The sequence below is a fragment of the Pseudomonas sp. NPDC089422 genome (assembly GCF_044749405.1).
Classification (GTDB): domain Bacteria; phylum Pseudomonadota; class Gammaproteobacteria; order Pseudomonadales; family Pseudomonadaceae; genus Aquipseudomonas.
The window spans coordinates 196682-220988 of record NZ_JBIVHW010000007.1; the positions used below are offsets into that span (position 1 = coordinate 196682).

The following is a 24307-nucleotide window of genomic DNA, read 5'->3' on the forward strand; positions in this document are numbered from 1 at the left end:
AATTACCGCGCACTGAACGGGCTCAACCCGATTCAGCGCTCTGCTCAGCGATTCTGGCCTCATGCGCAGCCTTCAAGCGGCTTACATGGTCAAGGTGTCGGCGCAGGTAATCGGCCGCCGCTTCACGTTGGCCGGATTCGATTAGGTCGAGGAGTTCAATGTGCTCGCGGCATTGCTGGATAAGTCGCGGTCTGTCGACGTTCGCCTTGTACGCCATGAAGCGGCGCAGTTGGTTTTGTCGGCGGATGGATTCCAGGAAAAACGGGTTACCCGAGCAGCGCACGATCAGTTCATGCAGCTGCGCGCCGATCTGGAACAACTGAGAACGGGACAGCGTGAAAATCTCGCCGGCGAGCAACGATTCCTGGATCTTGCGAGCCTTGGCGAAAGCGACCTGGTCCACTTGATAGCCAGGCTCGAGCAAGGCCGCCGGCTCTACCGCCATGCGAAAGCGGTAGCTTTGAATGTGAGCGTCCGTGTCATGCAGGAAAGCATTGGTGCTCCAACCTTGACCGGGGTTGCGTTCGATCATGCCTTCACGAGCCAGGCGGTTGAGCACCTTGATGACCTGGCCGCGCGGCACTGCGTATTTGCGCATGAGTTCGGCTTCGAAGAAGGATGCGCCGATATCTCCAGCCAGTACATCATCCACCACCCGTAGGTAGAAGTCTTCGAAGGTGTCCACTTCCAGGGGCAGTTTGCCCGTGTCGACACTACGCGCATCACATGTCAGAAAAAACCCACGGTTAGGTTCCTTGACCGCCAGCCCCAATTCCTCCAGCAGTGCGAAGCCACGGCGAATAGGGGACCGGGACACTCCCAGCTCTTTGGCAAATGCCTCTTCACGCAGGGGGTCTCCCGAGCGCATCGAGCGGGCTCGTGCCATGTCGAGAATCCTGGGCGCCAATTGGCTGGCAAGATCCTTGCGGATAGGGGAGGTCAGGGTCGTCAATGCAGGGTATCCGGCAGAAATTTTGTCCATCAAAGCCTGCATCACTATATCGCATCGGTGCCTACGAAGCATGGGTGCCATCCGTCAGCGGAGCGCGAAGATACATTTGAATGACAGCATTGCACTTGCATTTACAAAAATGCAGGTCCAAAGTGAGTGCTGCCATCGTTCAACACGGCGTCAGGATCGCGAGCAGCGCTTGCGATTGGAGCGATCAGCGTGGATTGTACTGCGTTGGTTGTTGGTACAATATTGGGCGCATTTGCCCATTGGCTGTTGCTGCTCCCTACAAAAATACAAAAGGAGTAAACGTCTATGTCCAAACGAATCGCTTATGTCACTGCCGGTATGGGTGGCCTGGGCACCGCGATCTGCCAGCGGCTGCACCGGGATGGTTTCAAGGTCGTCGTCGGGTGTGGCCCAGACTCCCCCCACAAAACGCAATGGCTGCTCGAACAGCAGCGTAAAGCTTTCGACTTCATCGCCTCGGAGGGCAATGTCGCAGACTGGGAGTCCTGCAAGTCCACCTTCGACCGTATCAAGCAGGATATCGGCCCGATCGATGTGCTGGTTAACAATGCCGGTACGGCTTGCAATGTGGTGTTCCGCGACATGCAGCCGAGCGACTGGGCGACGGTGATCGACACCAACCTCAACTCGCTGTTCAACGTGACCAAACAGGTCATCGATGACATGGTGTCGCGCGGCTGGGGGCGGGTAATCAATATCTCGTCGGTCAATGCCCAGCTGGGTCAGGTTGGCCAGGTCAACTATTCGACCGCCAAGTCCGCGATCCGTGGCTTTACCCGGGCGCTGGCGCGTGAAGTGGGTTCGCGCGGGGTGACGGTGAATACGGTTTCTCCAGGCTTCATCTCCACACCGAAGCTGAAGTCCATCACCAGCACCGCGATGATGGATCGTCTTATCCACGACATTCCTGCCCGTCGGCTCGGCACCCCTGAAGAAATCGCTGCCATCTGCGGCTGGCTGGCATCCGACGAGTCAGGCTATGCCAACGGTGCGGACTTCTCGCTCAATGGCGGGTTGCACATGAGCTGACGCCCCGTCACTCAGAACCTTGATGCGCCCTTTACGGCGCTGACCCACAACAATAATTGTATTTCAAGTCAAGGTGGTACAAATGCTGTCACTTCTTGGATACGGCATGATCGTGACCTTCATGGCCCTGATCATGACCAAGCGCCTGTCACCTCTGGTGGCCATGACCACGGTGCCGATCCTTTTCGCGCTGATCGCGGGCTTCGGCCCGGACATGGGCGACATGATGATCGAAGGCCTGCGCAAGGTCGCGCCAACGGCCATCATGGTGATGTTCGCCATTCTCTACTTCGGCCTGATGTTCGATACCGGCCTGTTCGATCCCATCATCAAGAAATTCATCCAGTTGATCGGTGGCGATCCAATGAAGGCCGTGGTGTTCGCCGCATTGCTGGCGGGCCTGGTGTCGCTCGACGGTGACGGTTCGACCACCTACATGATCACGGTTACGGCCATGTTGCCGTTGTTCAAGCGCATGCGCCTGGATCCGCTGGCGCTGACCTGCGTGGTGATTCTTGCGGCCAGTGTAACCAACCTGCTTCCGTGGGGCGGGCCGCTGGCGCGTGCCGCCGCTTCGCTACAGGTCGAAACCTCCGAATTGTTCCTGCCGCTGATCCCGACACTGATCATCAGCTTCCTGGGCGTACTGCTGCTGGCGTGGTTCATCGGTACCCGTGAGCGTCAGCGGCTGGGACGTTTGCCGCAATCGCTGGGCGCGGCCGCGACCGTGTTCGACGATGCCGACAACGAAGCAACGCCGTCGCTGTCCGAGGAAAACGCCGAACTGCGCCGCCCCAAGCTGTTCTGGCTCAACGCGGCGCTGACCATTGCTTTGATGGCCGGCTTGGTCATGGAAATCCTGCCATTGGCGATACTGTTCATGGTGGCGTTCTCTATCGCGTTGGTGATCAACTACCCGCAGATGCAAGACCAGCGTCGTCGCATCTCCGCGCATGCACCGACCGCGCTCAACCAGATCGCGATTTTCCTGGCGGCAGGGATTCTCGCCGGCATTCTGTCCGGTACCGGCATGGTGGATGCGATGTCCAAGAGCTTCCTCAATATGCTGCCGGCGGAGTGGGGCCCATACATGGCGCCGATCACTGCACTGGCCAGTATCCCGGGGACGTTCTTCATGTCCAACGATGCTTTCTATTACGGTGTGCTGCCGGTACTGGCCAAGGCGGCCGAGGTGTACGGCATTACCCACGCCGAAATCGGCCGGGCCTCGCTGGTCGGTCAGCCGATCCACCTGCTCAGCCCGCTGGTAGCCTCGACTTACCTGCTCTGCGGTCTGGCTGGCGTGGAGTTCAGCGACCACCAGAAATACACGCTCAAATGGGCATTTGCCCTGTGCATGGTGATCATGTTCGTGGCCATGGCTTTCGGTTTGTTCCCATGGAGCGCTGGCTGAGAACCAACAGATGGGAACGGCGCCTCATCAAGCCCGTTTAGACCCGCCTCTATCAATCAGCGCATTCGATGCGCTGATTTTTTTTGCCGTCGATAATCCTGGCACGTTCGAAAACGCCCAGCCTTTTGAGCTGCGCTGTCGCGCAGAACACCGAGCTCGCAAGCCGTCCGCATACTCTGTGGGAGATTGCCCAGCCCATTGGGCTGCGCTGTCGCGCAGAGAACTGATGCCGGGCGCACCGCTCCCACAGGGCCCCTGCTAAATCATTAAGAGATGTGCAGCTCTATGAGAGCGGGCATGCCCGCGAAGCAGGCGACTCGGTGGCTGGCACCGGCTTTGCCGGTGTTCGCGGGCTCGCCCGCTCCCACAGGGATCGCGCAGCTCTTCAAGTTTTGAGCAAGACAGTTGCTCCTGCCAGACCTCGCCAAATCTCAAGCGCAAAAAAAGGGCTGCAGTGCAGCCCTTTTTTTTGCCGGATGACGAACTCAGTCGGACTGGGCCAACTGATCACAATCGCTTTCGGCCGTGTTTTTTTCACGGCGAGTGCGCATACGGATATTCAGCGCCTCCACGGCCAGCGAGAAGGCCATGGCGAAGTACACATATCCCTTGGGAACATGAACGTCGAACGCTTCGGCGATCAGCACGGTACCGACGACAACAAGGAAAGCCAGCGCCAGCATCTTGAGGCTTGGATGGCGCTCGATGAACGCACTGATGCCACCTGCGGCCATCATCATCACCATCACCGCGACGATGATCGCTGCCACCATGACAGGTACGTTCGACACCATGCCCACTGCGGTGATGACCGAGTCCAGCGAAAACACGATATCGATGATCGCGATCTGTATGATCGTGGCGATGAAGCCTCGGCCAATCCCGGCGGTTTCGCTGGCTTGCTCCTCTTCGCCTTCCAGGCTCTGGAACATTTCCGTGCTGCTCTTGTACAGCAGGAACAGCCCGCCAAAGAACAGAATCAGGTCGCGCCCGGAGATGCCCTGACCGAACACCTGGAACAGATCGCGGGTCAGTCCCATGATCCAGGTGATCGAAAGCAGCAGCATGATGCGGGTCACCATCGCCAGCGCCAGGCCGAAGAAGCGGGTGCGCGCACGCATATGTGGCGGCATGCGCCCGACCAGAATTGCAATCATGATGATGTTGTCGATGCCCAGAACGATCTCGAGGGCTGTCAGTGTAAAGAAGGCAACCCAGATCTCTGGGCTGGTAAGCCATTCCATATCGTGTACCTGTCAATGTAGAAGCCCGGCGCTGCGGGCGGAAGGATAAAAAAGGAGGCGGACCCGCTTGGGTACCGCCTCAAAGATGCGCAGTAGCGTCACCGTGGAGCACGTCATCGATGGCATGGCAGGGTGACCAAACCACTGCCCGTTCAACGATGACCTGATGGTCCCTGTCGACCGATCAGTCAGTGAGCAGTGATCGACCCTCCATCTGTTCGGGTTTCGGGAGGGCCATCATCTGCAAGAGGGTAGGGGCAATGTCGCATAGCCGCCCATTCGTCAGACGTGTGTTGCGGGTGTCCCGGCCCACCAGGATCAGCGGTACCGGGTTCAACGTGTGCGAGGTGTGGGCCTGACCTGAATAAGGGTCCATCATCTGCTCGACATTGCCGTGGTCGGCGGTGATCAAGCACTGTCCGTTGACCTTGAGAATGGCCTCCACCACCTGAGCCAGGCAGTCATCCAGCGCTTCAACGGCTCTGACGGCGGCGTCGAATGAACCGGTATGACCGACCATGTCGCCGTTGGCGTAATTGCAGACCACCAGGTCGAAACGCTGGCTTTCGATGGCATCGACCAGTCGCTCGGTCAGCTCGGGGGCACTCATCTGCGGCTGCAGGTCATACGAGGCGACCGCAGGCGAGGGGATCAGGATCCGTTCTTCGCCAAGGAACGGCTGTTCCTGCCCGCCGTTGAAGAAAAATGTCACGTGGGCATATTTCTCGGTTTCGGCGATGCGCAGTTGGCGTTTGCCGAGGCTGGCCAGATACTCACCCAGGCTGTTGGCGATTTCTTGCGGTGCGAATGCGCAAGGGCAGGGCAAGTCTTCGGCGTATCGTGTGAGGGTCAGCAACTGTGTTGCCGGCATTACCCTGGGGCGCTCGAAGCCTTTGAAATCGGGCGCGATCAGTGCCTGGCTCAGCTGGCGAGCACGGTCTGGGCGGAAATTCATGAACAGCAGGGCATCCTCAGGCTGAACCGCCGCCGGCTCACCGATGATGGTCGCACTGACGAATTCGTCGCTCTCGTCCCGCGCATAGGCCTGGGCCAATGCGGCGCTCGCCGACTCCGCATGAAAATCGGCTTGGCCCTGCACCATGGCACGGTAGGCTTTTTCCACCCTCGGCCAGCGGTTGTCCCGATCCAGCGCGAAGTAGCGGCCTACCACAGTGGCAATACGGCCATGCCCCAGTTCGGCCAGCACCCCTTCCAGCGCCTGGATGGATTCAGCTGCGCACTTGGGGGGTGTGTCTCGTCCGTCGAGGTGCGCATGCACGAAGAACTGCTCGACCCCAAGTCCTACCAGGATTTTGCAGGTGGCCAGAATCTGGTCGATGTGGCTGTGCACACCGCCTGGCGACAGCAGCCCCATCAGGTGTACGGCGCCACCGCGCTGCCGGGCCTGCTTCACCAGTTCCAGCAGGGCCGCATTGCCCGCGAACTCGCCACTGGCAATGGCCTGGTCGATGCGGGTCAGGCTCTGATACACCACGCGGCCCGCACCCAGGTTCATGTGCCCGACTTCGGAATTGCCCATCTGGCCTTCGGGCAGCCCCACGGCCAGACCGCTGGTGGCGATCTGGCTGTTGGGGTAGTGCGCCAGAAGCGCATCCAGATTAGGTGTGCAGGCGGCGGCCAGGGCATTGGACTCGCGCGCTTCGCGCAAGCCGATGCCATCAAGGATGATCAGTGCACGGGTGCTCATCGCCAGGCCCTCAGAAGATGTAGTCGGTGGTGAGGAAGGTCGACTCGCGGTTGCCGATAATCTTGCTGATCAGCTCCTTGTTGGCATCCTGGAACTTGGTGGCGACCAGTGTGCGGATGGAGAAGACCCGCAAGGCGTCATGCACCGACAGGGTACCTTCTGCACTGTTCTTGCGACCGTTGAAGGGGTAGCTGTCCGGGCCGCGCTGGCATTGGGCGTTGATGTTGATTCGGCCGACCTGGTTGGCGAAGGCATCCACCAGGCGCCCGACTTCAGCGCTGTCGTTGCCGAAGATGCTCAACTGCTGGCCGTAGTCCGAGTCGAGCACGTAGTCGATGACTTTATCCAGGTCACGGTACGGGACTACCGGGACGATAGGGCCGAACTGTTCTTCGTGGTAGACGCGCATGTCGGCGCTGACCGGGTACAGCACCGCCGGGTAGAAGAACGAACCGCGAATGTCGCCGCCGCCGGCATTGACGACCTTGGCCCCCTTGGTTTCGGCATCGGCTACCAGCGTTGCCAGATAGTCGGTCTTGCCCGGCTCGGGCAGCGGTGTCAGCGCAACGCCTGGCTCCCAGGGCATGCCCGGCTTGAGGGCGGCAACCTTCTGATTGAATTTTTCGAGGAAGGCGTCAACTACGTCCTCGTGTACGAACAGGATCTTCAGCGCCGTGCAGCGTTGACCGTTGAACGACAGTGCGCCGGTGACTGCTTCTTCCACGGCATTGTCCAGGTCGACCTGAGGCAGCACGATGCCAGGGTTCTTCGCATCCAGCCCCAGGGCGGCGCGCAAGCGGTGCGGGCGGGGGTGCAGCTTTTTAAGGTCGCTAGCAGCCTTGTGGGTGCCGATGAAGGCGAAGACGTCGATCTTGCCGCTGGCCATCAGGGCGCTGACCGTTTCCCGGCCGCTGCCGTAGATCACATTAATCACGCCGGCCGGGAAGCTGTCGCGGAACGCCTCGAGCAGCGGGCGGATCAGCAGCACACCGAACTTGGCCGGTTTGAAGACCACGGTGTTGCCCATGATCAATGCTGGGATCAGCGTGGTGAACGTTTCGTTCAGTGGGTAATTGTACGGGCCCATGCACAGGGTGACGCCCAGCGGCACGCGGCGAATCTGGCCCAGGGTGCCTTGCTCCAGTTCAAAGCGGCTGGAGCGGCGGTCGAGATCCTTCAGGGCGTTGATGGTGTCTACGATGTAGTCGCAGGTACGGTCGAACTCTTTTTCGGAGTCCTTGAGGTTCTTGCCGATTTCCCACATCAGCAGCTTGACCACTGCCTCGCGCTGTTTGCGCATGCTGGCGAGGAAGGTTTCGACATGCTGGATGCGCTCGGCCACGCGCATGGTCGGCCATGTGCCCTGGCCGTTGTCGTAGGCCTTGACCGCAGCATCCAGCGCGACCAGTGCGGTGTTGGCGTCCAGCAAAGGCGCGCTGCCCAATATCACCTGGCGATCTTCGCCACTGTCCGCCAAGTAGACCGGGCTGCGTACGGTTACCATGGAGCCGCCCCAATGACGCAGATGGCCATCCACCAGGTACTCGCGCTGTTCGATCGGCTCGCCAAGTCGATAAGCTTCGGGTACTTGCTCGGTGATGGGGAAGAGGGTACCGAGAGGGGAAATCGTATTCATGCTTCTACCTTTTTATGTTTCTTGTCTGAGGCGCACTTTGCGCGGGGGATGTCAGGCTTGGGCAGCTTTGCAAATCGCGCCGAAAGCTGCAGGATCCAACGAAGCGCCACCGATCAGTCCGCCGTCGATATCGGCTTGCTCGAACAGCTGCGCGGCGTTGTCGGCCTTTACGCTGCCGCCATAGAGCAGGGGGATGTCAGCAGCAGCCACGGGATCGTGCTCGGCCAGCAGTTGACGGATGTAGCGATGGACCGCTTGCGCCTGGGCTGGCGTTGCGGTTTCGCCCGTGCCGATTGCCCACACCGGCTCGTAGGCGATAACGCCCCGCGCCAATTGTGCGATACCGACCTGGTGCAGGACGGTGCGCAGCTGTGCGCCGATCACGGCGTTGGTGTTGCCAGCACGGCGCTGGTGGATGGTTTCGCCCAGGCACAGCACCGGGACCAGGTTCGCGCGCAGCGCCGCTTCGAACTTCATGGCGACCAGCGCATCGGTTTCGCCATACAGGCTGCGGCGCTCGGAGTGGCCAACCAGTGCGTAGTTGCAACCCAGGTCTGCGAGCATTTCTCCGCTGACCTCTCCAGTAAAGGCACCCTCGGTACGCTCACTGAGATTCTGTGCTCCAAGGGCAACTGGGGTTTCGCCCAGCAGGTCGGAAACCTGGGCCAGGTAAGGCAGCGGTGGGCAAATGGCAATTTGCACGCCCTCGAGCCCCTGCAGTGCGGGCAAGAGTCCACTGATCAACTGGGCGTTCGCGGTGCGAGTGCCGTGCATTTTCCAGTTGGCGATTACAAGTTTTTCGTTCATCTGCGATCTCCTGCGTCAGCCACGGTCTGCGAGCAGTGCTGCGGCGCAGTAGGGCGCCTCGCCTGTCAGGGCTTCTTCGATGCGTAGCAGCCGGTTGTATTTGCCTACACGGTCGGAACGGCACAGTGAGCCAGTCTTGATCTGCCCGGCCCGGGTGCCCACCGCAAGGTCGGCGATGGTGGTGTCTTCGGTTTCACCAGAACGGTGAGAAATCACCGCGTTGTAGCCGGCCTGTTGGGCGAGGCGAATGGCATCGAGGGTTTCGCTGAGCGTGCCGATCTGGTTGTACTTGATCAGGATGGCGTTGCCGACGCCCTGGGCGATACCCTCGCGCAGGATCGACGGATTGGTGACGAACAGGTCATCACCGACCAATTGCGTGCGCTCGCCCAGCGCCTGGGTCAGCAGTGCCCAGCCCTGCCAGTCGCTTTCATCCATGCCGTCTTCAATCGACAGAATCGGGTACCGGTCGCGCAACTGGCTCAGGTACTTGGTGAAGCCGGCGCTGGAGAAGCGTTTGTTCTCCCCGGCCAGTACGTACTCACCGTCTTCGAAGAACTCGGAGGCCGCACAATCCATCGCCATGCTGATATCGACGCCCACTTGATAGCCAGCTCGCTCAATGGCCTCCCGGATCACCACCAAGGCTTGCTCGTTGGAGTCGAGCGATGGTGCGAAACCACCCTCGTCTCCCACTGCGGTATTCAGGCCGCGCTCGGACAGGACTTTCTTCAGGGTATGGAACACTTCGGCGCCCATGCGCAGTGCTTCGCGGAAGCTCGTAGCACCAATCGGCTGAATCATGAACTCCTGAATGTCGACATTATTGTCGGCGTGTTCGCCACCGTTGATGATGTTCATCATGGGCACTGGCATGCTGAACTGGCCGGGAGTGCCATGTAACGCGGCGAAGTACTCGTACAGTTCCTGGCCGTTGAACTGAGCCGCAGCTTTGGCAGTGGCCAGGGAAACCGCCAGAATGGCATTGGCCCCAAGCTTGCCTTTGTTCTCTGTACCGTCCAAATCAATCAGCGCTTGGTCGATAGCGCGCTGATTGCTGGCATTCATGCCGTGCAGCTGGTCAGCGATTGTCAGGTTGATGTGCCCGACGGCGTTCAGTACGCCTTTGCCGTGATAACGCTTGCCACCATCACGCAGTTCAAGCGCTTCTCGGCTGCCGGTCGACGCACCTGACGGCACGCTTGCTACGCCTCGTTGGCCACCAGCGAGCGTCACCTGCGCTTCCACCGTGGGGTTGCCACGCGAATCCAGGATTTCGCGGGCGATGATTTGGGCGATGCTGGCGTCGTTATCTGTCACGGTGGCGGTCTCTTGTGCGCTGGCTGTAGTGAGCAGTTCCTGCTGCTCTGCGTATTGCTGGCGGATATCGAAGTCACGCGGCCATGTTTCTTCGGCCGGGTGAACCTGTTCAGCGTCTTGTATCGACTGGGTCATGTGCGCAACATCCTCGTGCTCAGCAGATTTCGTCGCCTACGCGCAACACGCGCAAGGTGTTGGTACCGCCTTGAGCGTGGGCGTGATCGCCCTGTGTAATCAGCACGTGGTCACCGGCGTTGACCACACCTTTTTCAACCAGAGCCTCGACAGCTCGCTGATGCACTTGCTCGAACGACAGGTGTTCGGTGCGCAATGGCAGGGTCTGCACGCCTCGGAACAAGGCAACGCGGGTCTGCGTGCGCGGATTGTCGGAGCAGGCGTAGATCGGCAGGTGAGAACGGATACGCGACATCAGGCGCGGGGTGTCGCCGCTTTCAGTCAGGCTGATGATGGCCTTGACGCCGTTCAGGTGGTTGGCGGCGTACATCGCTGACAGCGCGATGGTCTCGTCGATGCGCTGGAACACTTCGTCCATACGGTGCTTGGAGCGCTGGGCCTGAGGGTGGCGTTCGGCGCCGGCAATGATGCGCACCATCGCTTCAACCGTCTGCACCGGGTAAGCGCCGGCAGCAGTCTCGGCAGACAGCATCACGGCGTCGGTGCCGTCGAGCACGGCGTTCGCCACATCGAACACTTCCGCGCGGGTGGGCATGGATTGCGTGATCATCGTTTCCATCATCTGGGTCGCGGTAATCACGACTCGATTGAGCGAGCGCGCGCGGTCGATGATCAGCTTTTGCACCGCCACCAGTTCGGCATCACCAATTTCCACACCGAGGTCGCCCCGGGCCACCATCACGCCTTCCGAGGCTTCGATGATGGCATCGAGTACCTGACGATCAGCGACAGTTTCCGCGCGTTCAATCTTGGCGATCAGGCCCGCTTCACCCCCGGCTTCCTGCATGAGCCGGCGGGCAAGGTGCATGTCCGCAGCATCGCGAGGGAACGACACGGCCAGATAATCCACTTGCATCATGGCTGCGGTGCGAATGTCTTCGCGATCCTTGTCTGTCAGGGCCGAGGCTGAAAGACCACCGCCTTTGCGGTTGATGCCCTTGTTGTTGGACAGTGCGCCGCCAATCAGCACCTCGCAGACCAGGTGATGGGCGTGGGCTTCCAGCACCTGCAATTCGATTCGCCCGTCGTCGAGCAGCAGGATATCACCCGCGTTGCTGTCGTTGATCAGGGCTTCGTAGTCGATACCGACCGCTTCGGCGGTGCCGGCGTGCTTGTCCATTTTCGCGTCGAGGATGAAGCGCTGGCCCTTTTGCACCCACACCTTGCCTTCGGCGAAGCGGGCGATACGGATCTTCGGGCCTTGCAGGTCAGCCAGGATCGCCACGAAGCGGCCATGCTTGCGCGCCATCTCGCGTACCCGCTCCGCCCTGGCCAGATGCTCGTCAGCCGAACCATGCGAGAAATTGAGGCGGACGACATCCACTCCGGCTTTGATCAGGCCCTCGATCGCTTCTGGCGACTCGGTGGCAGGTCCAAGGGTGGCAACTATTTTTGTTCTTCGCTGCATGGCTCAGATTCCTTTAAAGCGTACTTGTATGTGTAAAAAGGCAATCATAACAATCGCATGGCGGACCGCTCCAGCCGAGCAAAAAACTCAGCATTCACAGCTTTATTACGAAATAAAGCGGCATTGAGTGACTGCCAGGGCAGCCATGGAAGGTGGTTTGTCTGCCGAAGAAAGATTGGCATATTGACACTTATAAATGCAATGTTATTTTTGGGGCTCGTCGCACGGGCGAGCGGTCCTTTCTGGCACTGCCTGCCAGCGCCTTCCCCGTGTCGAGGTTGCGTCCGCGTGGCGCATGGCTTGTTTAGATCCACAACAAAAAAGCCCGGCAATGGCAGGCATGGGCACCAATTTCTAAACCAGGAAAATTTGAAGATGCATCCAGTAACCCAAGGTTTCACCGCGCTTGCCGTCTCGCTCGCCTGCGCCATGACGCAGGCTTCGGAGCAGTCAGAATCAGAGGGTTTCATCGAGGGCAGCGGCCTTCGTTTGCTCAACCGCAACTTCTACTTCAATCGCGACTTCCGTGACGCAGCTCCCGGGGACCAGAGTTATCGGGAGGAGTGGGCGCACGGCATCATGGCGTTCTACGAGTCGGGGTTCACTCAGGGCACTGTGGGCTTCGGCGTGGATGCCTTCGGGTTGCTGGGGCTCAAGCTGGATAGTGGGCGGGGACGCTCAGGCGCAGGCCTGCTGCCGGTAGACAGCGATGATCGGCCAGAGGACGACTATTCCAGTGCTGGCGCTGCTGTGAAGGTGCGTGTGTCCAATACCGAATTGCGCTATGGCAACATGCGTACTGAAGTCCCCGTTTTCGCAACCGGCGATTCCCGCTTGTTGCCCGAGACGGCGACAGGCTTTTTGCTGCAGAGCAAGGAGATCGAAGACCTTGACTTGCAGGCCGGCCATTTCACTGCCTACAAGCTACGTAACTCGAGCAATCAGGACGGCGATCTTTATCTCAACTATGGTGAGGGACGCATAGGACGATCCATCGATTTCGTCGGTGGGACCTACGCACTCAGCAAGCAGCTCAGCGCCAGCTTGTACGCGTCAGATTTCGAGGAGACCTGGCATCAGTATTACGGCAACCTGAATTATGTGCTGTCAATGACCGATACCCAGGCACTGGACTTAGATGCGAACCTGTATCGAACCCGTGACACGGGCAAAGCTCTGCAGGGGGAGATCGACAACACCACTTACAGCCTTGCACTGGGTTACACCTTCGGCGCCCACAAGCTGACACTTGCCCACCAGCAGGTCGACGGCGACACCCCGTTCGACTTCGTCGGGGGTGATTCGATCTTTCTCTCGAACTCGGTCAACTACTCTGACTTCAACGGCGCCAACGAGCGCTCCTGGCAGGTACGTTACGACCTGGATTTCGCAGGTTACGGTGTACCAGGTTTGAAGTTTTCTGCCCGCTACCTCAGGGGTGATCACATCGATGGCAGCAAAGCCGATCCTCTCGGGGGGTACGCGGGGCTGCAAGGTGAGGATGGCAAACATTGGGAACGTAACCTCGACCTGCGCTATGTCGTGCAGTCCGGCGCGGCCAAGGACCTCTCGCTGCGCCTGCGGCATACCACGCACCGGGCCAACGAAGCCCAGGCTGAAGGGGACGTGGATGAAGTTCGGGTAATCGTGGAATACCCGCTCGAGCTGCTCTGACTCATCTGATGGGGAGTCGATCGATACCAGGGCTGCGCGCAGGCCTGGTATCGGCTCAAGCTGCCGCAGTTCAATCCCGCCGCGAATCAAGGATTACAAAGTTTGATGAATGTCAGAATGATTGCAGTAGGGCCACGGGCTGCCCTCGGATTTGCCTGCCTGGCACTCCTGAGCGCCTTGCTGGGCGCTTTTGCACTCCAGCAGATCCATGAAGTTCAGGCCGAAGCGCTCGATATCAAGGACAATTGGCTACAGCGTGTGCGGGCCTTGGGCACTGCCAATGCGGCCCTCAATCGATACCGAATGGGATCCATGCAACACATTTTGTCGGTCAGCCCTGAGCAGATGCAGACTTACGAAGAGCGTACGGCGGGCCGTTTACAGCAGGTTCGGGAGCAGATGCAGCGTTATGCGCAGTTGTTGCAGACCGATCAGGAACGGCAGGGGATGCGGGCATTCGTTCATAGCCTCGAGGTGTATGCCAAACACCATGATGCCCTGCTGGCGGTGTCCCGTACCGGAGACAAGGCCGGAGCGCGTGCCTATCTGATGTCCGTGCGTGATGCCTATGACGAAATGACACGCGAGTTCGATGCCCTGATCGAACAGGCGGACGCCGGTGCCCGACAGGCCAGTCTGAGGTCCGAGGCCGCCTATGCCCGCGCGGTGAAAGGGGTTCTCCTGGTGCTGCTGCTGGTTTGCGTATGCACCATATTGATTGCCTGGTTGCTCACCAGGAGCATCACCACGCCCCTCAGGTACGCGCTTCAGGTCGCCGAGAGGATCGCCAGGTCCGATTTGACGCAGGCCATTGTGCCAACCGGCAATGACGAGGCGACCCGGCTGATGCAAGCACTGCAGCACATGCAATCGAGCCTGCAGCAGACGCTGCGGCAAATTGACGGATCCTCCACCCAATTGGCTGCGGCCGCCGAAGAGTTGACCGCAGTTACCGAAGAGGGCCGCCGGGACAACCAGTTGCAGCACGCTGAAATCGAGCAGGCGGCTACGGCGGTGACCCAGATGACCAGTGCCACCGAAGAGGTGGCGCACAATGCGGCGCAGGCCTCGCAGCTTACCCGCGATGCGCGGGAGACTGCGCTCGCGGGCAAGCATAAGATGGACGATGCGTTGCTGTCGCTCAATGAATTGATACGCGAAGTGCTGGCCAGTGCCGATCAGGTGCAGGGCTTGAGTGAGGCGGCGCAGGGTATTGGTCGGGTGCTGGATGTGATTCGCACCATCGCCGAGCAAACCAACTTGCTGGCTCTCAATGCTGCCATCGAGGCCGCACGGGCAGGCGAGGCAGGGCGTGGGTTCGCGGTGGTTGCCGACGAAGTTCGCGGCCTGGCTCATCGCACGGCGCAATCGACGCGCGAGATCGAGTCCATGATCACTGCCATGCAACAGGAAACCAGCATTGCGGTGCACACGATGCACGCGAGCACAAGCCGTACGCAGGAGACCTTGGCTTTGGCCGAAGCTGCAAGCATGGCGCTGCAGACGTTGCTCTCGAGCAGCGAGCGAATCAACGAGCGAAACCAGGTTATCAGCAGTGCGGCAGCCGAGCAGACGGAGGTGGCCAGAAGTACCGACCGCAACCTGTTGGCGATTCAGGAATTGTCCGTGCAGACATCTGCAGGTGCTTTGCAGACTTGCGCGGCAAGCCAGTCGCTTGCACGTCTTGCCCTTGAACTCAGTGATCTGGTGCGACAATTTCGCATGATTGCCCACTGACGCGGACCTGACGAAGCGCTGGCAACTTCGCGTATACTTGCACTTGTTGGCGCCGATAATCAATGAATTGGTCGCCGCTTATCCAGGCTTCTTCACTTTTGGTTCATTGCTATGGCATCCAGCACCCTCGTCCAGCGTATCGTTTTCGACATCAGGCACAAGATCCAGCTTGGCGATATCAGTACCGGCTCCCATTTGAGCGCGCAGAAAGTCGCCGATGACTTTCATGTCTCGCGCTCTCCAGCCCGTGAGGCGCTGACCGTGCTGGCTGAACAGGGCGTGCTGGAGCAGTTTCCGAATCGCGGTTTCTTCGTGATCGGCATTCCGGAAGGTGCCGGCGAAGCACTGGACGAGATCACGGCCAACGAAGAACCGCCGGAGTACTACAAGCTTTCCGAAGATTGGCTGAACGACGCGATACCCGCTGAGGTCACCGAAAAGTACCTGCGCGAACGATACGATCTGACCAAGTTCCAGGTCATCGACATCCTGAACCGTGCGGCCAAGGTCGGCTGGGCGGAGCCCAAGCCCGGCTACGGCTGGCGGTTTCTGGATGTGGCGAAAACCCCCGAGACGCTGCAGCAGATCTACAAGGTCCGTTCGCTGATCGAGCCGGCGGCCCTGCTGGAAAGCGATTTTCACTACGACCTGGAAGTGCTGCGACGGTTGAAGAAGGAGCAGAAAGACCTGCTTTCGGGTGGCATCGACACGCTGCCAGCCGATGTCCTGCTCAAGTCTGGCATTCGTTTCCATGAGGACTTGATCAAGCTGTCTGGCAATCCGCTGTATCACATGATTCTCAAGCAGTTGAACAATATGCGGCGGCTGCTCGAGTACCGCTCCATGATCGACCGCAAGCGCTTGTATACCCAGTGCGCCGAGCACTTGCGGATGATCGAACTGGTGGAAGAGGGGAATAACCTGGAGGCTGCGCACCTGATGAAGCGTCACCTCAGTGGTTCGTTCGCGCGCAAATCGCCCATCCTCGAGCTGCGTCGGGCAGGGCAGTCGCCAGCCCAACAGCTCGAAAGCGAAGTGCCTGCGCTCTAGCGCGGCTCAGTCAGCATCCTCTGGCTGCTCGGGAGCAATCCTCGCGTTCTGGCGCGCCAGCCAGAACTTGAGGACAGGCTCGGCGCACAGCATCACGACTACCAGGCGCATGATCTGCATCGCCGTTACCATGCCCGCCCCAAGGTGCAAGGCTTCGGCGGTCAGGTACATCTCGGTGCTGCTGCCAGGCATCATGCCCAGTGCCAGCGACAACACTGGCATGCTGGTCAACCAGCCAAACCCCCAGGCGAACAGAAAGGTGCTGGCGATCATCGATAGGGTGAATACCACCACTTTGACCAGGTACAGCGGCGAGCGGCGGAAGAAGCCGCGGTCGAAGAAGCTGCCCAGGGCGCAACCGATCATCAGCTGGCCATATTGGCTGAGCTCAACCGGCAGGGCTGTGCGCAGGTCGAACGCTGCCGTCACGGCTGCACACAGGGCCATGGGGCCGAACATCCAGGGGTTGGGCAGGCCCAGGCGCTTCCACAGCAGCGCCACCAGTGCGCCGCCTGCGAGCATTGGCCCGAGCCACTGCCACTCGGCTGGCGGCCGCGGCTCCACGGTGCCAGGGCTCATGTGCATCAGCAGGAACATCGCCGGCGGCACGCTGAGCACGATCAACACCAAGCGAATGCTGTGCGCGGCGGCGATCTGGCTGACGTCGGCGCGATAGCGCATACCCAGCTGGATCATCTCGGCGAAGTTGGCCGGCATAAAGGCGAAATAGGCAGTGGTCAAGTCCATACCCTGCCGGCGCATCACTGCGATACCGATTAGTGCCAGCACCAAGGTCAGGAACGCTGCGGCGAGCATCATGGGGAAGTGACTGACAATCTCCTGCAATACCGGCTGGGTGAAATGCAGGCCGATGGACGTAGCGATCATCCACTGGCCTGATTTTCGTCCATTGGGTATTTCGGCGATCAGCCACCCGCCGCAGCGCACGAAGATCACCGCCAGCATCGAGCCGATGATCCAGGGCAGTGGCCAGTGCGCTGCACTGGCAAGCAGTGCGCCGACGATGCCTACCAGGGGGGTGGCCCACCAGGTTTTCAGGCTTGCAAGCATGGGCTCTTCACTTCAGTGGATAAAGGCGTCGCAGTTCGGCGATTTGCTCGGGGGTCAGCGTCTTGAACTTGTGCTGGAAAATCAGCAGGAACAGTTGCGCCGTTGCCTCGAGTTCTTCGGTGGCATCGACAGCCGCGTTCAGGTCGCTGCCGGCCACCACCGGGCCATGATGTGCAAGGAGCATGGCGTGGTGTTTGCTGGAGAATGACCGCACCGCTTCGGCCAGGGCCGGATCGCCCGGGGCGTAGTACGGCACCAGCGGCAACTTGCCGACGCGCATGGCGTAGTAGGCCGTGATGGCGGGCAACAGATCATCGGGGTCCAAGCCATCGAGTACCGAAACGGCCACCGAGTGTGTGGAGTGCAGATGCACCACGGCGCCGCTGGTGGGGCGCTCCTGATACATCGCCAAGTGCAGCATGAGCTCTTTGGAGGGCTTGTCGCCGCTGATGTGCCGGCCGTCCCAGTCAAGTTTGGTCAGGCGTGCCGGATCCAGTCGGCCCAAGGAAGAACCGGTAGGTGTGAGCAACCAGCCATCGTCCAGGCGCACGCTGATGTTGCCGGTGCCTCCATGAGTCAGGCCACGGTCATACATGGACTTGCCCAGCAGAACGATTTGTTCCCGTTCCTTGTTCTCGTTCATGGCGCTATCTCCAACGCTTTGCTGAAGAAGTCACGGGTACCGAAGTTGCCGGATTTCAGCGCCAGTGCCACTGGGCGTTGGCCCAGGCCCAGGGTCCATGGCACACCCGGATCGATCGATGCGCCTATGCGCAGCGCTTCAACGCCCAGCGCTTTCACCACGGCGCCGGATGTTTCGCCACCCGCCACAACAAAGGTGTTGACGCCCAGATCCTGCAAGCCCAAGGCAGTTTGCGCAAGCGCGTGTTCCACAATCTCGCCAGCGGCAGCGACGCCCAGGCGTGCCTGCACGGCTTTGACTGCTTCGGGCCTGGCGCTGGCGTAAATCAGCACCGGCCCTTGCTGCAGCAGCGGGCGCGCCCACTCCAGTGCTTCGCTGACCTGGTCATGGCCGTCAGCCAGGCGCAGCGGGTCGAAGGCAAAGCTTGGGCGACCACTCTGCTGCCAGTGTTCAACCTGGCCATTGGTGGCCACCGAGCAACTGCCGGACAGTACAGCCGAGAGACCGTCGACAGGCGGCAGATCGGCGGCGGATGAGGCATCCGGCAGGAGCCCGGCGCGCTTGAAGTTGTCCGGCAGGCCAATGGCCACGCCCGAACCGCCGGTGATCAACACATGGTCAGCCGCCGCTTCGCCGATCACTTTGAGGTCCAGGTTGCTGGTGGCATCGACGATGGCGTAGCCGCAGCCTTCTGTCTGAACATTGGAGAATGCCTGGCGCACAGCGCCGGTGCCCTGGTTGACGATGGAGTGAGGCACCAGGCCGACCTTGCGTGAAGTCTGCTGCTGCAGCACGCGCACCAGGTTGGCGTCAGTCATGGGCGTCAACGGGTGGTTGCGCATGCCCGATTCGCTGAGCAGTACATCGCCGACGAACAGGTAGCCGTTGAACAGCGTGCGCTGGTTCTCGGGGAAGGCAGGGCAGGCCAGGGCGAATGGGGTGTCCAGGGCCTCGAGCAGGGCGTCGGCGACGGGGCCGATGTTGCCTTGGGCGGTGGAATCGAACGTGGAGCAGTATTTGAAGAAGAACTGGCGGCAACCGGCTTGTTTGAGCCAGGCGAGCGCAGCCAGCGATTCCTCCACCGCTTCAGTAGCGGGAAGGGTACGGGATTTGAGGGCGATGACCACGGCGTCGACATCTGCGTCGATCGGGCCTTCAGGCACGCCGATTACCTGCAGGGTGCGCATGCCGCCACGGACCAGCATGCTGGCAAGGTCGGTGCCACCGGTGAAGTCGTCGGCGATGCAGCCGAGTAGAGGTTGGTTCACGGCCGGGTACTCCAGTCAGACGGGGATGGCGCTCCTGTTGGGAGCGGGCTTGCCCGCGATGGCGTCAATCTCGACCCGCAGGTGGCGGGCAAGCTGACGACAGCGCGGGCAAGCTTCTGCTTCAGGGCTGGTGTGTCGATCAGCCAGCGATGACGGCGGCGACGGCCTCGCCAAAGGCGCGGCAACCCAGCTTGCCACCCAGGTCGGCGGTGCGCTTGGCCGGATCTTCCAGCACGGCGTCGACCGCTTGCTCCATGGCCTTGCCAGCTTCGCCCAGTGCAGGCTTGGCATGCTGCTCACCCATCCACTGCAGCAGCATCGCGACCGACAGGATCATCGAAACCGGGTTCGCCTTGTCCTGGCCGGCGATGTCCGGGGCCGAACCGTGTTGGGCTTGTGCGCAGCAGTGGATATCGCTGTGCATGGTGGAACCGGCCAGGCCGAGGCTGCCGGACAGCTCGCTGGCCAGGTCGCTGATGATGTCGCCGTAGAAGTTGGTGGCGACCAGTACGTCGAAGCGCTCCGGGCTGCGCACCAGGTGGGCGGTGGAGGCGTCAACCAGCAGGTCGTCGAGTTTGACTTCCGGGAAGTCCTTGGCAACGTTGCGTACGCACTCCAGGAACAGGCCGTCGGTCATGTGGAAACTGTTGGCCTTGTGGATGGCGGTGACCTTGCGGTTGCGCTTCATGGCCAGTTCGAAGGCGCGGCGGGCGATACGCTCGCTGCAGTGGCGGGTAATCTTGCGGGTCGACAGCGCCATGTCCGGGGAAGGCATCACTTCGCCCCAGCCGCGAGACATGTTGCGGTCCGGATAGAAACCTTCGGTTGCTTCGCGCATGATCACCAGGTCCATGCTCTTGCCTGGTTTCATGTTCGATTCAATGAACGGGCGGGTGCGCGCCGGGCGAACGTTGGCATACAGGTCAAGGCCAATGCGGAAACCAGCCGAGACGTTACGGCCGCCTTTTTCCGGTGCCGGGTAATCAGCATGGGATTGCGTGCCCAGGATGATGCCGTCGTAGGTCTTGGCCTTTTCCAGCACCTCGTCACGCAGGGTGGTGCCGTACTTTTCCAGGCTGACGAAGCCGACGTCGTCATAATCGAAGCTCAGGCCCAGGTCGAATTTCTTGTTGACGGCCTGCAGTGCCGACATCGAGGACTCGACAATTTCAGGACCGATACCATCGCAGGGAAGAACCAGAATACGCATCACACTCTCCTAAGCATTTTTGTTCGTAGATGAAGCGGCTCGTCGTCAGCGCCACAGGGTGTACGTTAAAGCGACGAAGTACAATCATCGGAGCGATCGACTGTCGTCCGACCGATGCTGTCTCCGGTAGCAGCTCTCGCTGGTGATCCGGGCGCTTTGCATTTTATTGCATGTAAAACCAATTTATGCAACATTTGTTTTGTCTACGACTAACGGAGTGAATGCGGTGAGTATCAAGACGACTGATCTGTGCGACGAATTCGGCGCCAGGGCAAAGGTGCTGTTGCCGATTTTCCAGGATCTGGGGGGGCAGGCAGGCTTTCAAGGCCGCGCTGTTACCGTGAAATGCTTCGAGGACAACTCGCGTATCAAGGAGTTGAGTACCACCCCCGGCGCGGGCAAGGTGCTGGTGATCGATGGCGGGGGCAGTGACCGTTGCGCCCTGTTCGGCGATCATATCGCTGAAGATCTGTTGCGCCACGGCTGGGCGGGTGTGCTGGTCTATGGTTACGTACGTGACAAGGCTGTATTGCGTACCTTGCCGATTGCAATCAAGGCGCTGGGCGTGACCCCCGCAAAGTCGACCAAGCGCAATGAAGGCCAGCTAGGTCTGAGTGTGACCATTGCCGGCCAGGTGATTGCTGAAGGCGATCAATTGTTTGCCGACGAGGATGGTGTACTGGTGCTCGATGCGCCGTTCGACGAGGGGGCAGCATGATGGCGGCGAAACGTGTTTTTCTGATACATGCCACCCCCGTGGCGGTCGCGCCGATCAACGATGCCTTTGCGCGGCTGTGGCCAGAAGCCGAACTGTGCAACTTGCTGGAAGATTCCCTCTCGCGTGATCTGCGCAGCGCAGGCTCCGTCACCGAGCCGCTCAAGCATCGGTTCCTTGAACTAGCGCGGTATGCGCGCGGAGCAGGGGCTGATGGCATCCTGTTTACATGTTCGGCATTCGGCGAGGCGATCGATGCCTGCAAGAAGGGCATGGATATACCCGTTCTGAAACCCAACGAAGCGATGCTCGAAGAAGCATTGGAGCATGGTGAGCGGGTAGTGTTGCTGGCAACCTTCCCTCCGGCAATCGATTCGATGACAGAGGAGTTGATGGCGGCTGCCAGTGCTCAGGGCAAGCAAGTCCAGTTGCAGCATGCCGTCAGCCCGGCTGCCATCGAAGCCCTCCATCAAGGGGATCATGCCAAGCATGACCGACTGATTGGCGAGATGATCTCGCCGCTTGCCGATGCCGATGTCATCTGTTTCGCCCAGTTCTCGATGACCTCTGCGGCCAGCGGCTGCGCTGAGCTTACAGACACTCCAATTCTGACGACGCCAGACAGCGCGGTGCTCAAGATGAAGCGACTACTTGATGCTTAGGCAGGCTCATTTGCGCTTGTAGATGCTCAGGTGCACGTTGGTATTTTTCAAGTTCGACCGGGGGTGCGCAGGGTGAATCTGCCTGGCATGCCTGGTCGCGCTGAAGGCGGTTCAGGCACCGCCGGCGTTTTTCACCGTCGACCCAGGCGCGACATTCACGGCGTAGACACACAATAATAATTGTATTTCAAGTCAAGGTGGTACAAATGCTGTCGTTCCTCGGATATGGCATGATCGTGACCTTCATGGCCCTGATCATGACCAAGCGCCTGTCACCTCTGGTGGCCATGACCACGGTGCCGATCCTTTTCGCGCTGATCGGGGGCTTTGGCCCGGACATGGGCGACATGATGATCGAAGGCCTGCGCAAGGTCGCGCCAACAGCCATCATGGTGATGTTCGCCATTCTCTACTTCGGCCTGATGTTCGATACCGGCCTGTTCGATCCCATCATCAAGAAATTCATCCAGTTGATCGGTGGCGATCCGATGAAGGCCGTGGTGTTCGCCGCATTGCTGGCAGGCCTGGTGTCGCTCGACGGTGACGGTTCGACCACCTACATGATCACGGTCACGGCCATGTTGCCGTTGTTCAAGCGCATGCGCCTGGATCCGCTGGCGTTGACCTGCGTGGTGATCCTTGCGGCCAGTGTCACCAACCTGCTTCCGTGGGGCGGGCCGCTGGCGCGTGCCGCCGCTTCGCTGCAGGTAGACACTGCCGATCTGTTTCTGCCGCTGATTCCGACGCTGATCATCAGTTTTCTCGGCGTACTGCTGCTGGCCTGGTTCATCGGTACCCGCGAGCGCCAGCGGCTCGGCAAGCTGACGCAACCGCTTGGCTCGACTAGCGCTACATTCGATGAGGATGATGTTGGTTCGCCTTCACTGTCTGATGAAGATGCCGAACTGCGCAGACCAAAGCTGTTCTGGCTGAACGCTGCGCTGACCGTCGCTCTGATGGCTGGCCTGGTAATGGAATTGTTGCCACTGGCAATCCTGTTCATGGTCGCCTTCGCATGCGCGCTGGTGATCAATTACCCGCACATTCAGGACCAGCGTCGGCGTATCTCCGCGCATGCGCCGACCGCGCTCAACCAGATCGCGATCTTCCTGGCGGCAGGGATTCTCGCCGGCATTCTGTCCGGTACCGGCATGGTGGATGCGATGTCCAAGAGCTTCCTCAACATGCTGCCGGCGGAGTGGGGCCCATACATGGCGCCGATCACTGCACTGGCCAGTATTCCGGGGACGTTCTTCATGTCCAACGATGCCTTCTATTATGGTGTGCTGCCGGTACTGGCCAAGGCGGCCGAGGTGTACGGCATTACCCACGCCGAAATCGGCCGGGCTTCGCTGGTCGGCCAGCCGATCCACCTGCTCAGCCCGCTGGTGGCTTCGACTTATCTGCTCTGCGGCCTGGCTGGCGTGGAGTTCAGCGACCACCAGAAATACACGCTCAAGTGGGCGTTTGCCCTGTGCATGGTGATCATGCTGGTGAGCATGGCGTTTGGGTTGTTCCCCTGGAGTGCAGCCTGAACCCAGAAGCTCATTCAGGCCGCCAGGCCTGCATGATTTTTCAGCCGGTCAATGGCGAGCATCGGCTGGCAGGATTGTGCCCGTGACGAATTCGATGAAGCGCCGATTTGCCAAGGAAAGGTGCTCGTCGGCCCGCCAGCAAAGGCTGAACTGCAAGTGCTGAGGGGGCTCGAATGGAATGCCTGTCAGGCCGCTACTCGCCTGCATGTTGGAGCGGAATATCGTTGTAGCGCCCAACCCTCGTTGAGCGGCTTGCAGTACCAGTGGTGCATCGTTGCTTTCCAGCACGGTGTGGAATGCAATGCCATGGAGCTTGCAGTATTCATCCAGCATCACGCGCTGAGCGAAGCGGCCGTCGAGTAGTACCATGGACTGTTCGTGCAGGCATTCTGGCGACAGGGTGTCATGCCGCGCCAGAGGATGTGTCGGCGATACGCCGATGATCAGTTCATCGGCGTCGACCAGCGCAGAGCGCCAGTGGGGTTTCACCCTGCGGGCATTCATCAGTGCTATGTCGATTTCTCGTGATTCCAGCCGCAAGCCCACTTCCTGGCCGCCCCCTTCCAGTGCCTTGAAGCGTACACCTGGGTAACGCTGGTGGAACTGTTCGAGCCAGGACGGAAGGCGCCCCATCCCGAACATGGGAGCAAAACCGAGCCGCACCTCACCCGATGCCAATTGATTGAGCGCGCCTAACTCTTGCCGGGCGCAGGCAAGCTCTTGCAGCGTCAAGTTCACCCGCCGCAGAAAGCGCTCCCCCTCGGCCGTGACGGTTACGCCTCTGGCATTGCGTTCGAAGAGGGTAACCCCGAGCTCCTGTTCGAGGCGTGCGATTGCCATGCTCAGCGCGGATTGCGCGACATGCAGGCATTGAGCGGCGCGGGTGAAGCTGCCCGTATGGGCAACTTCAACTGCATATTTGAGGGCTTTCAGGTTCATGGCGTAAGTCATCACGGAAATAGATGCCTAACCCTACATTAATGAATTTTCTATTCCAAT

Annotated in this window: 20 protein-coding genes and 1 pseudogene; 9 read left to right on the plus strand and 12 right to left on the minus strand. The window is 60.2% G+C overall.

The features are described from left to right. Nucleotides 1-22: 22 nt before the first annotated feature. Nucleotides 23-982 (minus strand): GntR family transcriptional regulator, encoded by a 960-nt coding sequence (locus ACIPZ8_RS15330; RefSeq protein WP_400724578.1) that lies wholly within the window; start codon nt 980-982, stop codon nt 23-25. A 285-nt stretch (nt 983-1267) separates the two neighbouring features. On the opposite strand from ACIPZ8_RS15330, the gene phbB reads away from it, so the two are divergent. Together phbB and ACIPZ8_RS15340 are read left to right on the plus strand one after the other, a co-directional pair. Next, a complete protein-coding gene (phbB, locus tag ACIPZ8_RS15335; RefSeq protein ID WP_400724580.1) occupies nt 1268-2011 on the plus strand; it encodes an acetoacetyl-CoA reductase in 744 nt (247 codons plus the stop codon). Between the two features lie 82 nt (nt 2012-2093). Continuing rightward, on the plus strand, nt 2094-3425 hold the full coding sequence (locus ACIPZ8_RS15340; protein ID WP_400724583.1) for a CitMHS family transporter: 1332 nt from the start codon (nt 2094-2096) through the stop codon (nt 3423-3425). Between the two features lie 485 nt (nt 3426-3910). On the opposite strand, the gene ACIPZ8_RS15345 is transcribed toward ACIPZ8_RS15340, so the two are convergent. The 6 genes from ACIPZ8_RS15345 to pyk all read right to left on the minus strand — a co-directional run bounded on the left by ACIPZ8_RS15345 (nt 3911) and on the right by pyk (nt 11743). Beyond that, entirely contained in the window at nt 3911-4669 is a 759-nt protein-coding gene (locus tag ACIPZ8_RS15345) for a TerC family protein (protein WP_400724586.1), read from the minus strand. A gap of 184 nt (nt 4670-4853) precedes the next feature. Continuing rightward, entirely contained in the window at nt 4854-6377 is a 1524-nt protein-coding gene (gene gpmI / locus ACIPZ8_RS15350; protein ID WP_400724588.1) for a 2,3-bisphosphoglycerate-independent phosphoglycerate mutase, read from the minus strand. Between the two features lie 10 nt (nt 6378-6387). Continuing rightward, complete coding sequence (locus ACIPZ8_RS15355) at nt 6388-8013, minus strand: NADP-dependent glyceraldehyde-3-phosphate dehydrogenase (RefSeq protein WP_400724591.1); 1626 nt, start codon at nt 8011-8013, stop codon at nt 6388-6390. 51 nt (nt 8014-8064) lie between these two features. Further along, nucleotides 8065-8820, minus strand: coding sequence for a triose-phosphate isomerase (gene tpiA / locus ACIPZ8_RS15360; protein ID WP_400724594.1), 756 nt, complete (start codon nt 8818-8820; stop codon nt 8065-8067). A 15-nt stretch (nt 8821-8835) separates the two neighbouring features. Beyond that, a complete protein-coding gene (gene eno / locus ACIPZ8_RS15365; protein ID WP_400724597.1) occupies nt 8836-10275 on the minus strand; it encodes a phosphopyruvate hydratase in 1440 nt (479 codons plus the stop codon). Between the two features lie 19 nt (nt 10276-10294). Next, nucleotides 10295-11743 carry a pyruvate kinase gene (gene pyk / locus ACIPZ8_RS15370; RefSeq protein WP_400724600.1) on the minus strand — a complete coding sequence of 483 codons (1449 nt, stop codon included), beginning with the start codon at nt 11741-11743 and terminating at the stop codon, nt 10295-10297. 375 nt (nt 11744-12118) lie between these two features. Here pyk and ACIPZ8_RS15375 point away from each other — a divergent pair, with 375 nt between their 5' ends. The 4 genes and pseudogenes from ACIPZ8_RS15375 (at nt 12119) to ACIPZ8_RS15390 (ending at nt 16204) form a co-directional block, all read left to right on the plus strand. Continuing rightward, nucleotides 12119-13417, plus strand: a complete 1299-nt coding sequence (locus tag ACIPZ8_RS15375; protein ID WP_400724603.1) for an OprD family porin — start codon at nt 12119-12121, stop codon at nt 13415-13417. A gap of 117 nt (nt 13418-13534) precedes the next feature. Continuing rightward, nucleotides 13535-14290 (plus strand): annotated as a pseudogene (locus ACIPZ8_RS15380) (MCP four helix bundle domain-containing protein); the annotation flags it as partial. Continuing rightward, complete coding sequence (locus tag ACIPZ8_RS15385; protein ID WP_400725027.1) at nt 14282-15154, plus strand: methyl-accepting chemotaxis protein; 873 nt, start codon at nt 14282-14284, stop codon at nt 15152-15154. The pseudogene ACIPZ8_RS15380 and the gene ACIPZ8_RS15385, both read left to right, overlap by 9 nt. Before the next feature lie 111 nt (nt 15155-15265). Next, nucleotides 15266-16204, plus strand: a complete 939-nt coding sequence (locus ACIPZ8_RS15390) for a GntR family transcriptional regulator (RefSeq protein WP_391137870.1) — start codon at nt 15266-15268, stop codon at nt 16202-16204. Between the two features lie 6 nt (nt 16205-16210). On the opposite strand, the gene ACIPZ8_RS15395 is transcribed toward ACIPZ8_RS15390, so the two are convergent. The 4 genes from ACIPZ8_RS15395 to ACIPZ8_RS15410 form a co-directional block, all read right to left on the minus strand. Further along, nucleotides 16211-17275: an AbrB family transcriptional regulator gene (locus ACIPZ8_RS15395; protein ID WP_400724606.1), complete on the minus strand. Its 1065-nt coding sequence runs from the start codon at nt 17273-17275 to the stop codon at nt 16211-16213. Between the two features lie 7 nt (nt 17276-17282). Further along, nucleotides 17283-17918: a 3-oxo-tetronate 4-phosphate decarboxylase gene (otnC, locus tag ACIPZ8_RS15400; RefSeq protein WP_110639287.1), complete on the minus strand. Its 636-nt coding sequence runs from the start codon at nt 17916-17918 to the stop codon at nt 17283-17285. Next, nucleotides 17915-19186 carry a 3-oxo-tetronate kinase gene (otnK, locus tag ACIPZ8_RS15405; protein WP_400724610.1) on the minus strand — a complete coding sequence of 424 codons (1272 nt, stop codon included), beginning with the start codon at nt 19184-19186 and terminating at the stop codon, nt 17915-17917. Before otnK ends, otnC begins: the two co-directional genes overlap by 4 nt. 139 nt (nt 19187-19325) lie before the next feature. Continuing rightward, nucleotides 19326-20396, minus strand: coding sequence for an isocitrate/isopropylmalate family dehydrogenase (locus ACIPZ8_RS15410; protein WP_391137861.1), 1071 nt, complete (start codon nt 20394-20396; stop codon nt 19326-19328). 226 nt (nt 20397-20622) lie between these two features. On the opposite strand from ACIPZ8_RS15410, the gene rraA reads away from it, so the two are divergent. From rraA to ACIPZ8_RS15425, 3 genes are all read left to right on the plus strand, one after another. Then, nucleotides 20623-21114 (plus strand): ribonuclease E activity regulator RraA, encoded by a 492-nt coding sequence (gene rraA, locus ACIPZ8_RS15415; RefSeq protein ID WP_400724613.1) that lies wholly within the window; start codon nt 20623-20625, stop codon nt 21112-21114. Beyond that, nucleotides 21111-21773, plus strand: coding sequence for an aspartate/glutamate racemase family protein (locus ACIPZ8_RS15420; RefSeq protein ID WP_400724616.1), 663 nt, complete (start codon nt 21111-21113; stop codon nt 21771-21773). Before rraA ends, ACIPZ8_RS15420 begins: the two co-directional genes overlap by 4 nt. Nucleotides 21774-21979: 206 nt before the next feature. Then, on the plus strand, nt 21980-23308 hold the full coding sequence (locus ACIPZ8_RS15425; RefSeq protein ID WP_400724619.1) for a CitMHS family transporter: 1329 nt from the start codon (nt 21980-21982) through the stop codon (nt 23306-23308). Between the two features lie 48 nt (nt 23309-23356). On the opposite strand, the gene ACIPZ8_RS15430 is transcribed toward ACIPZ8_RS15425, so the two are convergent. After that, complete coding sequence (locus ACIPZ8_RS15430; RefSeq protein ID WP_400724622.1) at nt 23357-24247, minus strand: LysR family transcriptional regulator; 891 nt, start codon at nt 24245-24247, stop codon at nt 23357-23359. Between the last annotated feature and the right edge of the window lie 60 nt (nt 24248-24307).

Excerpts from the sequence above, each read along its gene's own strand:
- ACIPZ8_RS15330 (WP_400724578.1), bottom strand. The coding sequence starts at position 982 with ATGGACAAAATTTCTGCCGGATACCCTGCATTGACGACCCTGACCTCC.
- phbB (WP_400724580.1), top strand. The coding sequence starts at position 1,268 with ATGTCCAAACGAATCGCTTATGTCACTGCCGGTATGGGTGGCCTGGGC.
- ACIPZ8_RS15340 (WP_400724583.1), top strand. The coding sequence starts at position 2,094 with ATGCTGTCACTTCTTGGATACGGCATGATCGTGACCTTCATGGCCCTG.
- ACIPZ8_RS15345 (WP_400724586.1), bottom strand. The coding sequence starts at position 4,669 with ATGGAATGGCTTACCAGCCCAGAGATCTGGGTTGCCTTCTTTACACTG.
- gpmI (WP_400724588.1), bottom strand. The coding sequence starts at position 6,377 with ATGAGCACCCGTGCACTGATCATCCTTGATGGCATCGGCTTGCGCGAA.
- ACIPZ8_RS15355 (WP_400724591.1), bottom strand. The coding sequence starts at position 8,013 with ATGAATACGATTTCCCCTCTCGGTACCCTCTTCCCCATCACCGAGCAA.
- tpiA (WP_400724594.1), bottom strand. The coding sequence starts at position 8,820 with ATGAACGAAAAACTTGTAATCGCCAACTGGAAAATGCACGGCACTCGC.
- eno (WP_400724597.1), bottom strand. The coding sequence starts at position 10,275 with ATGACCCAGTCGATACAAGACGCTGAACAGGTTCACCCGGCCGAAGAA.
- pyk (WP_400724600.1), bottom strand. The coding sequence starts at position 11,743 with ATGCAGCGAAGAACAAAAATAGTTGCCACCCTTGGACCTGCCACCGAG.
- ACIPZ8_RS15375 (WP_400724603.1), top strand. The coding sequence starts at position 12,119 with ATGCATCCAGTAACCCAAGGTTTCACCGCGCTTGCCGTCTCGCTCGCC.
- ACIPZ8_RS15385 (WP_400725027.1), top strand. The coding sequence starts at position 14,282 with ATGCAATCGAGCCTGCAGCAGACGCTGCGGCAAATTGACGGATCCTCC.
- ACIPZ8_RS15390 (WP_391137870.1), top strand. The coding sequence starts at position 15,266 with ATGGCATCCAGCACCCTCGTCCAGCGTATCGTTTTCGACATCAGGCAC.
- ACIPZ8_RS15395 (WP_400724606.1), bottom strand. The coding sequence starts at position 17,275 with ATGCTTGCAAGCCTGAAAACCTGGTGGGCCACCCCCCTGGTAGGCATC.
- otnC (WP_110639287.1), bottom strand. The coding sequence starts at position 17,918 with ATGAACGAGAACAAGGAACGGGAACAAATCGTTCTGCTGGGCAAGTCC.
- ACIPZ8_RS15410 (WP_391137861.1), bottom strand. The coding sequence starts at position 20,396 with ATGCGTATTCTGGTTCTTCCCTGCGATGGTATCGGTCCTGAAATTGTC.
- ACIPZ8_RS15420 (WP_400724616.1), top strand. The coding sequence starts at position 21,111 with ATGATGGCGGCGAAACGTGTTTTTCTGATACATGCCACCCCCGTGGCG.
- ACIPZ8_RS15425 (WP_400724619.1), top strand. The coding sequence starts at position 21,980 with ATGCTGTCGTTCCTCGGATATGGCATGATCGTGACCTTCATGGCCCTG.
- ACIPZ8_RS15430 (WP_400724622.1), bottom strand. The coding sequence starts at position 24,247 with ATGAACCTGAAAGCCCTCAAATATGCAGTTGAAGTTGCCCATACGGGC.